Origin of the sequence: Martelella mediterranea, from assembly GCF_021021415.1 — a bacterium.
Lineage (GTDB): Bacteria > Pseudomonadota > Alphaproteobacteria > Rhizobiales > Rhizobiaceae > Martelella > Martelella mediterranea_C.
In genome coordinates this window covers 16,740-27,200 of sequence record NZ_JAINWJ010000057.1, presented here as the reverse complement: position 1 = coordinate 27,200, position 10,461 = coordinate 16,740, and the positions used below count along the sequence as shown (strand labels likewise).

Here is a 10,461-nt window from a genome sequence, read left to right as displayed (position 1 = left end):
GGTGAGCGGTCGCGCTGGTGTAGTATTTGTATACGGCCGTGAGGCTTGCTCCCAATACTCTCTCCCGCTGGCGGGAGAGATGCCCCGAAAGGGGCAGTGAGGGTGGCGCAGCGGATCAGATCGTGAGGGCGTTCGTGGTGATAGTCTCCCCCCCTCACTGTCGCTTTCGCGACATCTCTCCCCTCCGGGGCGAGAAGGTTTGGGGGCTATGCGGTAAAGTCCCGCATGACAGCCGGGCGTCAAATAAAGGGTCGGAGGGTGGTTCCCAGCCCTCGTTCACAGCTCCCGCTTAGGAATTCTTTCCTCTGATCATGTCGCGGGCGGCGGTCACCGCGCCGCCGGTGATCAGCAGGCATGCCACGATCACCCGCCAGCCGGGTTCGCCGAATCGAGCGATGATCAGGATGATGGTCGACAGCAGCGGCGCGGCATAGCTTGCCGCCCCCAGCACCTGGATATTGCCGTGCTTGACGCCATAGTCCCAGGCGTAGAAGGCGAGGCCGACCGGCAGCAGGCCGAGACCCGCCACCGCCAGCCACTGGCCGAAATTTTCGGGCCAGACCGTGGTCTCGAGCCCGATATGGCAGAGCAGCGAGAGCAGGGCGGTTGCCAGGCAGAAGCCGGTGACGACATCGGTCGAGACCTTGGAGAAGGAACGCGAGGCCAGCGAATAACCCGACCAGGTGAAGGCGCAGAGGAAGGCGGCGAAATAACCGAGCGCGTATTCCCCGCTGAAGGCCAGCCCGCCGCCGCGGGTGACCAGGATCGCCGTGCCGGCAAAGCCCGCAAGCGCGCCGATGATGTGGTGGGCTCTCAGCCGCTCGCCCGGCAGCAGCGCCGAGCCGACCACGATCAAAAGCGGCCACAGATAGGCAATCAGCCCGGCATCGACCGCCGGCGCGTTTCTGAGCGCGGTGAAATAGAGGAAGTGATAGCCGAACAGGCCGGCAATGCCGACGATCCAGACCTTTGGCGGCTGCCGCAGCCGCTGCAGGCGCTCTGGCCGCGCGATCAGCACCGCGATCCCCGGCAGGCTGGCGATGGCAAAGGCGATCGCCGAAAGCTGAAACGGCGGCACATTGCCGGAGGCGGCGGTAAACAGCGCCAGCAACGCCCACATCAGCACGGCTGAAAAGCCGATCAGAGTTGCACGCATGCTCATGATGCTAGCGGGGCAGGCCGAATTTGGAGGCGTAGATCGTCAGTCGCCCAATCTTGAGCGGGATATGGGCCATGACCGGTGCGAACACATTCAGTTCCTCGTTATAGGCAAACCAGACGACCAGTTCGCGGGAATTGGCGAGATATTCGATGTCCTCATCCTTGCGCTCATAGCCGGCTACCGGCTTGAACCGGACGGCACAGCCGATCGCGCGGCCGGAAAAGCCCTTGGTGGAAAACGGCCGATTTCCCGCCGAGGCCATCTCAAGCTCGAGCCGGGTTTCGCCGTCGAAGATCGAGATCGTGGTTGCGCACGGGTTCTTGGAAGGCGGCAGCAGCAGCGCGGTAACCGGGTCGATCACATTGCGCAGATGTTTCGGCTTCACCTCGACCCAGTTGTCTGCGCGCGGGCCCGGATCGGGCTCGATGGTGGATTTCGTCACCCGCTTGTTGGAAAAGGTGGCGGCATAATCGCGGGCGTAGTCGCCATCGCGGTAGATGAGCTGGAATTCCCGCGTTTCCGGTTTGCCGTTCTTCCACAATCCGTCGGCATCGACCTTGACGGCGATCGAGGTGAACAGATTGCCTATCCCCGCCGCCTCGATATCGGCATTGATATTGTACTTGCCGTCGGAAACCGTGGTGTTGAACACGGCGTCGGCGATCTTGATGCCGGAAAACGACAGCGTGTAGACGGTCTGCTGCTTGATATCCTCGGCGTGCGCGGCGGGCGCGGCAAGAAGCGCCACAGCGAGTCCGAGCGATTGAAGAAGTTTAGCTGCCATATCCCGCACCCGTCCATTGAAGTTCGATCACCCCCCGTTTATGTCGTAGCTGGCGTCAAAAAAACAGTCGTTAATTTTTTGTCCGCCGCGAAAAACCTCCAAATCGCCTTGACCTTTGGCGAAGGCAAGATTATAGAACCGCAACTTTCCAATGAGCCGCCAATTGGATCGCGGGGCATGGCTGTCCCGTTGAAAGCCTTGGCCAACGAAGAACAAGTAGGTGAAACCATGTCCCGCATGTGTGAATTGACTGGCAAGGGCGTGATGTCCGGCAACAATGTAAGCCATGCCAACAACAAGACCCGTCGCAAGTTTCTTCCCAATCTTTGCCGGGTAACCCTGATGTCGGAAGCAACCGGCATGAGCTATCGCCTGCGCGTTTCGGCGGCGGCGCTCCGCTCCGTTGAGCATCGCGGCGGTCTCGACGCATTCCTGCTGAAGTCCGGCGAGCGCGATCTTTCGCCGCGCGCCCGCCTTCTGCGCAAGGAAATCATCAAGAAGACGGCCGAACAGGCCGCCGCCTGATTTCAGGCATTCTGACTGAACTGGAGAGCCTTGCCGCCAGCCGGTAAGGCTCTCTTTATTCGTTCTCCAGCTGGTGGCATCACCCAGGGTAAAAAAATGCGACAGACGCAATCCGTTCTTATCTACAGCCTGCTGATGGCAGGCGTCGTGCTTCTTTCCAACATTCTCGTCCAGTATCCGGTTTCCGGAACGCTGTATGGCATATCGCTCGCCGATCTGCTGACCTGGGGCGCGTTCACCTATCCGCTCGCCTTCCTGGTCAACGACCTCACCAACCGACAGTTCGGCCCGTCGGCCGCCCGCAAGGTGGTGATCGCCGGTTTCGTGGTCGGCGTCGCGTTTTCCTTCTACGCCTCCGTGCCGCGAATCGCGATCGCCTCGGGCACGGCGTTTCTGGTCGGTCAGCTTCTGGATATCTCGGTTTTCAACCGCCTGCGCCGGCAGACATGGTGGAAGGCGCCCTTGGCCGGCTCGCTTCTCGGCTCCGTGCTCGACACGGTTCTGTTCTTCTCGATCAGCTTCGCCGCCATCTTCGCCTTCATCGGTCCCAACGACGAGTTCGCGCTCGGCACGGCGCCGCTTCTCGGCGTGTTCGCGCTCGAAGCGCCGCGCTGGATCTCCTGGGCGCTCGGCGATCTGTCGGTCAAGCTCGCCTTCAGCCTGATCATGCTCCTGCCCTATGCGGCGCTGATTTCCTGGCTCAGGCCGATGCGCACCGTCAACGGCTAGCTATGGCTACCGCCTCGCGCGGTCCGTTTTCGACAATGCTGTCATAGGCTTTGAGGATCGCGGCGCGGAAGGCGGGATGCGCCGCCAGATCCGCGTCGAAGACTGTGTCGATGGCGATGAGGCCGTCGACCAGCGCCTCGCCCTCGCGGTCCCGCGCCATAGCCAGCAACTGGTCGGCAAGCGGGTCGGTCAGCGTGCCGCCGCTCTCCGCCGTCAGCTTTACGAATCGCATCCAGCCGGCCACGGCGAGCGCCAGCAGCGGAAAGGGTCTGCCGGCCTCGATATTCTCCTCGACCGAATGCAGCAAGCGCTGCGGCAGTTTCTGGCTGGTATCCCAGGCGATCTGTCCGGTGCGGTGTTTCAGCTTCGGGTTGGCGAATCGGGCGATCAGGTCGTCGGCATAGGCCTCGATATCGACGCCCTCGGTTGCGGGCAGCGTCGGGCGCTGTTCGTCGAGCATCAGGCTGCGAGCGGCCTTGCGGAACACCGGATCGGCCATGCAGGCATCGACCGTCTCCAGCCCGGCGAGACTTCCGAGCATTGCCAGGAAGGTATGCGCGCCGTTCAGCATTCTGAGCTTCATCATCTCGAACGGTCGCACGTCGTCGGTCAGCATCGCGCCGCCCTCGGCATAGGGCGGGCGGCCGGCGGCGAAATCGTCCTCGATCACCCATTGGCGGAAGGGCTCGCAGACGATGCCGTTGTCATCCGCCCTGCCGCCATTGATATTCTTCAGCAACGCGCGTCCTTCGTCGTCGAGTGCCGGCACCACCCGGTCGACCATGGTGCCGGGGAAGGTGACATGGGCGTCGATCCAGTCGGCAAGCCGCCCGTCGCGCTGATGGGCGAAGGCGAGCACAGCCGTACGCACCAGCCGGCCATTGTCGGGCTGGTTGTCGCAGGACAGCACGGTGAGGCCGGAAAGCCCGGCCGCGCGGCGGCGCGCGAGCCCGGCGACAATCACGCCGATCGCGGTTTTGGGATTTTCCGGGTTTTCCAGATCGGCGCGGATGCCCTTGTGGTCGAGATCGAGTTGGCCGTTGCGGCAGCAATAGCCCTTCTCCGTGATCGTCAGGCTGATGACCGAGAGCGGCTCGGAGGCGATCAGGTCGAGCAGCGAATCGATGCCGTCGCGGCCCGGATGGCAGGTGCCGACGACCACGGCGATCTCGCGCGCGGTCACGCCGTTGCCGTCGATCTCTGCCACCAGATAGCGACGCCCGGCCTTGTCGAGCGCGGAAAGCTCTTCCACGCCGGAGTGCAGCCGGCAGGCCACCACGCCCCAGTCGCCGCCGGCGGCGTTCAGCCCTTCCTGCAGATAGACCATCAGATGGGCGCGGGCGAAGGCGCCGAAGCCGATATGGAGGATGCGCGGGCGGAGCGAGGCCGGATCGAAGGTGGCGCGGATGACGGTTTCTGGCATCGGAACTCCTCGTGCATGCCTGACATATTGCAGGCACCTTATCGCGGCGGGCGGCGGCTGCGGTCAAGCAAAGTTTGCATGTCATCGGCCGGAGCGCCAGAATGCAACCTCGCTCAAAGGGCGCGGAACTTTACCCGGCGCGAACCGTTTCTAAGCGCTATCCATCCAATCCAGCGAGGGCAATGTGGCCGGACGCGTTCTTCTTCAGTTTTTCCATTGGTATTATCCCGACGGCGGCAGGCTCTGGGGCGAGGTTGCCGAGAAGGCCGAGAATCTCGCAGAGATCGGCGTCACCGACGTCTGGCTGCCGCCGGCCTACAAGGGTGCCGCCGGCGGCTATTCGGTGGGCTATGACACCTATGACCTGTTCGATCTCGGCGAGTTCGATCAGAAAGGCACCGTCCCCACAAAATACGGCGACCGCGATGCGCTGGAGGCCGCCTGCAAGACGCTGGCGGAACACGGGATCGGGGCGATCCACGACGTCGTGTTCAATCACAAGATGGGCGGCGACGAGCGCGAGGCGGTCAAGGTGCGCCGCGCGAACCCCGATGATCGCAACGAGATCGAGGATGAGGCCTTCGAGACCCATGCCTATACCCGCTTCACCTTTCCGGGACGGCAGGGCAGGCATTCCGAGTTCGTCTGGAGCCAGAAGTGCTTTACCGGCGTCGATTATATCGAGGACCCGACCGACACCGGCGTCTTCCGGCTCGTCAATGAATATGGCGAGGGCGAATGGAGCGGCGAGGTCGATGAGGAGCTCGGGAATTACGACTACCTGATCGGCTCGGACATCGAATTCCGCAACCGCGCGGTCTATGAGGAGCTGAAATACTGGGGCCGATGGTTTTCCGAGCAGGTGCCTGTCGCCGGCTTCCGGCTCGATGCCGCCAAACACATCCCCGCATGGTTCTTCCGCGACTGGATCGGCCATATGCGCGAAAGCGTGAAGGAAGACCTGTTCGTGGTCGCCGAATACTGGCATCCGGATATCGGCGCGCTGGAGAACTATCTGGAACTTGTCGACCGCCAGCTCCTGCTCTTCGATGTCGGCCTGCACCACCGTTTCCACGACGCCTCCAAGGGCGGCGGCGATTTCGACATGCGCACTATCTTCGACGGATCGCTGCTTTCGGCGCAGCCCGAGCATGCCGTCACGCTGGTGGAAAATCACGACACCCAGCCGCTGCAATCGCTGGAGGCCGCCGTCGAGCCGTGGTTCAAGCCGCTCGCCTATGCCCTGATCCTGATGCGCGAGCAGGGCGTGCCGAGCGTCTTTTACGCCGACCTCTACGGCGCGGACTATCGCGACAAGGGCAGTGATGGCAAGGAGTATGATATCGTGATGCCGAAGGTCGAATGCCTGCCGGCGTTGCTCTCCGCCCGCAAACGATTCGCCAATGGCGGCCAGACCGACATGTTCGACGACCCGAACTGCCTGGCGATCGTGCGCCATGGAACCGATGAGGCGCCGGGCTCGGTCACGGTGCTCACCAACGGCGAGGAAGCCAGCAAGCATGTCGAACTCGGCGAGGGGCATGCCGGGGCAAGCTTCCGCGATTTTCTCGGTCATCGTGAGGATACGGTGACGGCGGATGAGAACGGTAATGCCGCTTTCCCGGTCAATGGCGGCAGCGTCAGCGTCTGGGTGCGCGAGGATGCGCTTTGAATGCCTATCCGCGCGGCAGCGTGCGAAAGGCCTTCTTCGCGGGCGAGCCCTGCCATTCGGAATGCTCGGCTTCCGCCTGTTTCCACGCCTCAGCCGAGCGCCGGTAGGCCATGGGCGAGGCGATTTTCGGGATATGCGCCAGCTCCCAGTGGATGCCGTTGATGGGATCGTCGAAAAACACGCCGTAATAGCCGGGCGCATAGACCGGATATTCCGCCGGCATCTCCGTTACGGGAACGCTGTTTGGAACGAGGAACTCCCGATGGAAGCGGTCGACCTCCTTCCGGTTCTTCGCCCACAGCGCAATGTGATGAATCCCGGTGGCGCGCGCCTCGTGGTCGAGCTTGCCGCCGGTTTTCGCAGGCTGGATGCCGATATAGCTGTGGGGGAACGGGAACCGCGCCATGTAATAGGTCGAGTGGTAGCCGATATCCATGGTCCAGAAGCTCTTGTAGCCCAGCCAGCCGAACATCCGGTCGTAGAACGCCACCGAGTTCTCGTAGTCGAGAACCGAGAATTCAACATGATTGACACCGCGCCAGCGCATTGTGCATCTCCTGTTTTGCGGCGGACGGGACATCCGTCGCGATCTGGTGTATGTGTTTTTAGACCACTGGTCTAAAATGTCAATGAAGGCGGATTGATGGCTGCGGAAGACAAGAGGAAGCCGATGGCGGAGGGCGACACGGCGCTCGCAAGGCTCGAAGCGCTGGCGTCGGATCGCCGCGCGCGCCTGCTGGACGCGGCCGAGGCGGCTTTCGCAGAGGCCGGCTTTGCCGGCGCGTCGATGAACGCCATCCTGACCGCAGCCGCCATGAGCAAGGGGCAGGCCTATTACTATGTTCACGACAAGGGCGATCTCTATTCCGCCGTGATCGAACGCGCGCTCGGCGAACTGGTCGGCCGGATGGACTTTTCCGCGCCGCTCCGGGCCACCACCATCAATGCATTCTGGAATGGCATTTACGCGGCGTTCGAGCGCCTCAGCGGGGCTCTTGTCGCCGATCCCGTTATGGCGGCGCTTGGCCGGACGATGTATGAGGGCCCGCAGACGGAAAAGGCGCTTGAAACGCCGCTCGCGCGGATCAGGGGTGCTCTGGAGCTGCTCGTGGAAAAGGGGCAGGGGCTGGGCGCTGTCCGCTCCGACATGCCGCGCGCGCTGATCGTCGACATGGTGCTTTCCGCCGCCCGCGCGCTTGACCGCTGGTTTGCGGAAAACTGGGACGATCTCTCGCCGGAAGAGGCAGCGCGCCTCAATCTTGAGGGGCTGAAGATGATCCGGGCGATGGTCGCGCCTACTGAGGATGAAAGGGCCGCTGGCCCGCGAGTCAGCCGGCCAGCCTGAACTCCAGCATCAACGTCTGCTGCAGCACCGAATCATTATCGTCCGAGATGATGATCAGGTGCAGGCTGCCGTCGGGCATCGCGATAACGTCGAGGCCTTCCATATTGTCGATCCGGTTCAAACCGCTTGCCTGCATGATCACCGGACCGTCGACCACCGCGCCGGCGCGGATCGTATCGCCGGAAATACGGCGGATGCGCATGCCGATCCCGCCCAGAAGCGAAAAACGCCTCTCCAGGAGCAGCAGGTCGCCGTCCGGGAGGAAGGCGGCGTCGGTGACGTCGAATTCCTGATTCTTGACGACCTTGAAAATGCCCGTGCCGGGACCGGAAATGATGGCGGCAAACAGGTTTCCGTCGCTGTCGATGCTCTTTTCCGCCACTACCACGGTACGGCCATCGGCATTGGTCGCCATCGCCTCGATGCCGCCATTGGCGCGCAACTCGTGGCGGGGAATTAGGAAATCGGGGCCGGGCTTCGCCGTTGCGTCGTCGTGGCCCTTCAGCGGGTACTGATCGATCCGGTGCTTGTTTTCGAAACCGACGAGGATCCGGCCGTCCTTGATCGTCATGCTCTCGGCATCCATGTCGACCTTTTTGGCATGCACGCCATCGGCGTTCTTCATCGGCGTGACCGTCACATCGGCGACGCCGGAAAGTCCTCCCATGCCATCGCGGGTAATCTCGCCATCGACCCATTGGCCATAATCGGCAATTGCGATGAAGCGCTCGCTGCCGGGCAGGAAGCGGATCGCGGAAAGCCCATGCAGCCCGGACAACTTGAGCCCGCCGACGAATTGCAGTTCGCCGAAGCGGGTTACGCTCGGGTCGCTGGCGAAACTTTCGATCCGCGTGGAAGAGACATCCGCCGCCGAAGCCTGCGCGCTGACGAGCGCCAGCGCAAGAAGAAGGGCACGTATCATCTGGCGCGTCGACGCGTCGGCGCCTCGGCGCCCTGTTCCTCGAACAGCGCGGCTAGCTGGTCGGTCATCGCGCCGGCCAGTTCGTCGGCATCGACGATGGTGACCGCGCGGCGATAGTAGCGGGTGACGTCATGGCCGATGCCGATCGCCAGCAGCTCCACCGGCGAGCGCGTCTCGATATGCTCGATCACCGCGCGCAGATGCTTTTCGAGGAAGTTGCCCGGATTGACCGACAGCGTGGAGTCATCGACCGGCGCGCCGTCTGAGATCATCATCAGGATGCGGCGCTGCTCGGGCCGGCCCATCAGCCGGTCATGGGCCCAGATCAGCGCCTCGCCGTCGATGTTTTCCTTCAGCAGCCCTTCGCGCATCATCAGGCCGAGATTGGCGCGCGAGCGCCGCCACGGCTGGTCTGCGGACTTGTAGATGATATGGCGCAGGTCGTTGAGGCGGCCGGGGGCCGCGGGCTTGCCGGCCTCCAGCCACTTCTCGCGCGACTGGCCGCCCTTCCACGCCTTGGTGGTGAAGCCGAGGATCTCGACCTTGACGCCGCAGCGCTCCAGCGTACGCGCCAGAATGTCGCCGCAGGTGGCGGCAACGGTGATCGGGCGGCCGCGCATCGAGCCGGAATTGTCGATCAGCAGCGACACCACGGTGTCGCGGAACTGGGTGTCGCGCTCCATCTTGAAGGAGAGCGGCTGCATCGGGTCTATCACCATGCGCACCAGCCGCGCGGTATCGAGATAGCCTTCCTCGAGATCGAAATCCCAGGAGCGGTTCTGCTTGGCCATCAGCCGGCGCTGCATGCGGTTGGCGAGCCGGCCGACCGCGCCCTGAAGATGGGCGAGCTGCTTGTCGAGATGGGCGCGCAGGCGCTGGAGTTCTTCCTGGTCGCACAGTTCCTCGGCGGTGATTTCCTCATCGAACTCGGTCGAGAACACGCGGTAATCGACTTTCTCGTTGAAATCGTCGAAGGCGGTGTTGGGGCGCTTGGTCTCGCCGGCGACTTCCGAATCGGGATCGGCCTCGTCGTCGAGATCGGTATCGGCCACTTCCGCGCCGTCGAGCTCGCCCTGGTCCATCTCCTCGTCGGCGCTGTCGCTATCATCGGCGGAGGCGGAATCCTCGCCGGCCTGCTCCTCGACCTGTTCGTCGTTCTCGCGTTCGGAGCGCGGCTGCTCCTCGTCGGAGAGGTTTTCCTCCTCGTCGTCATTGTCGAGTTCGTCGCCGGCATAGTCGTCGGCCATTTCCATCGACGACAGCATCGAGCGGACAACCCGGGCAAAAGCATCCTGATCGTCAATCGAGCTTTCCAGCCGGTCGAGGTCGACGGAGGCCTTGTCCTCGATGAAATCGCGCCAGTAATCGAGCACCTTTCCGGCCGATTCCGGCGGCTTTTCGCCGGTCAGCTTTTCCCGCACCAGCATGGCGACAGCCTCGGACACCGGCGCGTCTTCCTTGCGGTCGATGGCGGCGAAATTGGCCTTTTCGTATTTTTCCGCATGCATGGCGGCAAGGTTCTTGGCCATGCCGGGCATGCGCTTCGCCCCGATCGAATCGATCCGCGCCTGTTCCACAGCGTCGAAAATCGACTGCGCCTCGGTGCCGCCGGGCGACATATGGGCGTGGGTCACGGGGTTGTGGCAGGCCATGCGCAGCGCCATGGAATCGCCAAGCCCGCGCACCACGGCAAGCTCCTCGGGCGTCGGGCGCTTGGAGAATTCCGGAAGCCGGATCTGGTGGCCGCTCATGCCCGGCCGGTCGCGCGAAAACACGACCTCCGCCTCCCGTTCGCCGGAGATCGCGCGCACACAGCCAGAAACGGCCCGGTGCAGCGGCTCCAGGTCTACGGGCGCATAGGGGTTGGATTTTCGATTGTCGCCGGGACCGGCCATGAAA

Annotated in this window: 10 protein-coding genes; 4 read left to right on the top strand and 6 right to left on the bottom strand. The window is 63.2% G+C overall.

The window, feature by feature from the left end; translation table 11 throughout:
* Window positions 1-289: 289 nt before the first annotated feature.
* Window positions 290-1,162: a DMT family transporter gene (locus tag K7H91_RS22910; RefSeq protein ID WP_230722509.1), complete on the bottom strand. Its 873-nt coding sequence runs from the start codon at window positions 1,160-1,162 to the stop codon at window positions 290-292.
* A 4-nt stretch (window positions 1,163-1,166) separates the two neighbouring features.
* Complete coding sequence (locus K7H91_RS22905; protein ID WP_230722508.1) at window positions 1,167-1,946, bottom strand: DUF3108 domain-containing protein; 780 nt, start codon at window positions 1,944-1,946, stop codon at window positions 1,167-1,169.
* Window positions 1,947-2,174: 228 nt separating this feature from the next.
* On the opposite strand from K7H91_RS22905, the gene rpmB reads away from it, so the two are divergent.
* The gene (rpmB, locus tag K7H91_RS22900) at window positions 2,175-2,471 is read left to right on the top strand and encodes a 50S ribosomal protein L28 (protein WP_026173307.1); all 297 of its coding nucleotides are present in this window, start codon (window positions 2,175-2,177) and stop codon (window positions 2,469-2,471) included.
* A 96-nt stretch (window positions 2,472-2,567) separates the two neighbouring features.
* Entirely contained in the window at window positions 2,568-3,200 is a 633-nt protein-coding gene (locus tag K7H91_RS22895; RefSeq protein ID WP_230722507.1) for a VUT family protein, read from the top strand.
* Here K7H91_RS22895 and K7H91_RS22890 read toward each other — a convergent pair.
* Window positions 3,190-4,623, bottom strand: a complete 1,434-nt coding sequence (locus K7H91_RS22890; protein WP_230722506.1) for a mannitol dehydrogenase family protein — start codon at window positions 4,621-4,623, stop codon at window positions 3,190-3,192. The two genes, K7H91_RS22895 and K7H91_RS22890, sit on opposite strands and share 11 nt — an antisense overlap.
* Window positions 4,624-4,807: 184 nt before the next feature.
* Between K7H91_RS22890 and amyA the strand changes: the two genes are divergently transcribed.
* Window positions 4,808-6,295, top strand: coding sequence for an alpha-amylase (gene amyA, locus K7H91_RS22885; protein ID WP_230722505.1), 1,488 nt, complete (start codon window positions 4,808-4,810; stop codon window positions 6,293-6,295).
* A gap of 4 nt (window positions 6,296-6,299) precedes the next feature.
* Here the strand turns inward: amyA and K7H91_RS22880 are convergent, their stop codons facing one another.
* Window positions 6,300-6,842 carry a VOC family protein gene (locus tag K7H91_RS22880; protein ID WP_230722504.1) on the bottom strand — a complete coding sequence of 181 codons (543 nt, stop codon included), beginning with the start codon at window positions 6,840-6,842 and terminating at the stop codon, window positions 6,300-6,302.
* Between the two features lie 96 nt (window positions 6,843-6,938).
* Between K7H91_RS22880 and K7H91_RS22875 the strand changes: the two genes are divergently transcribed.
* Window positions 6,939-7,640 carry a TetR/AcrR family transcriptional regulator gene (locus K7H91_RS22875; protein WP_230722503.1) on the top strand — a complete coding sequence of 234 codons (702 nt, stop codon included), beginning with the start codon at window positions 6,939-6,941 and terminating at the stop codon, window positions 7,638-7,640.
* Here K7H91_RS22875 and K7H91_RS22870 read toward each other — a convergent pair.
* Window positions 7,624-8,562: an esterase-like activity of phytase family protein gene (locus K7H91_RS22870; protein ID WP_230722502.1), complete on the bottom strand. Its 939-nt coding sequence runs from the start codon at window positions 8,560-8,562 to the stop codon at window positions 7,624-7,626. The genes K7H91_RS22875 and K7H91_RS22870 overlap by 17 nt on opposite strands.
* Window positions 8,559-10,457, bottom strand: coding sequence for a cobaltochelatase subunit CobT (gene cobT / locus K7H91_RS22865; RefSeq protein WP_230722501.1), 1,899 nt, complete (start codon window positions 10,455-10,457; stop codon window positions 8,559-8,561). The genes K7H91_RS22870 and cobT overlap by 4 nt, the downstream gene beginning before the upstream one ends.
* Window positions 10,458-10,461: the final 4 nt, after the last annotated feature.

Coding starts and splice junctions, on each gene's coding strand:
- K7H91_RS22910 (WP_230722509.1), bottom strand. CDS start 1,162: ATGAGCATGCGTGCAACTCTGATCGGCTTTTCAGCCGTGCTGATGTGG.
- K7H91_RS22905 (WP_230722508.1), bottom strand. CDS start 1,946: ATGGCAGCTAAACTTCTTCAATCGCTCGGACTCGCTGTGGCGCTTCTT.
- rpmB (WP_026173307.1), top strand. CDS start 2,175: ATGTCCCGCATGTGTGAATTGACTGGCAAGGGCGTGATGTCCGGCAAC.
- K7H91_RS22895 (WP_230722507.1), top strand. CDS start 2,568: ATGCGACAGACGCAATCCGTTCTTATCTACAGCCTGCTGATGGCAGGC.
- K7H91_RS22890 (WP_230722506.1), bottom strand. CDS start 4,623: ATGCCAGAAACCGTCATCCGCGCCACCTTCGATCCGGCCTCGCTCCGC.
- K7H91_RS22880 (WP_230722504.1), bottom strand. CDS start 6,842: ATGCGCTGGCGCGGTGTCAATCATGTTGAATTCTCGGTTCTCGACTAC.
- K7H91_RS22875 (WP_230722503.1), top strand. CDS start 6,939: ATGGCTGCGGAAGACAAGAGGAAGCCGATGGCGGAGGGCGACACGGCG.
- K7H91_RS22870 (WP_230722502.1), bottom strand. CDS start 8,562: ATGATACGTGCCCTTCTTCTTGCGCTGGCGCTCGTCAGCGCGCAGGCT.
- cobT (WP_230722501.1), bottom strand. CDS start 10,457: ATGGCCGGTCCCGGCGACAATCGAAAATCCAACCCCTATGCGCCCGTA.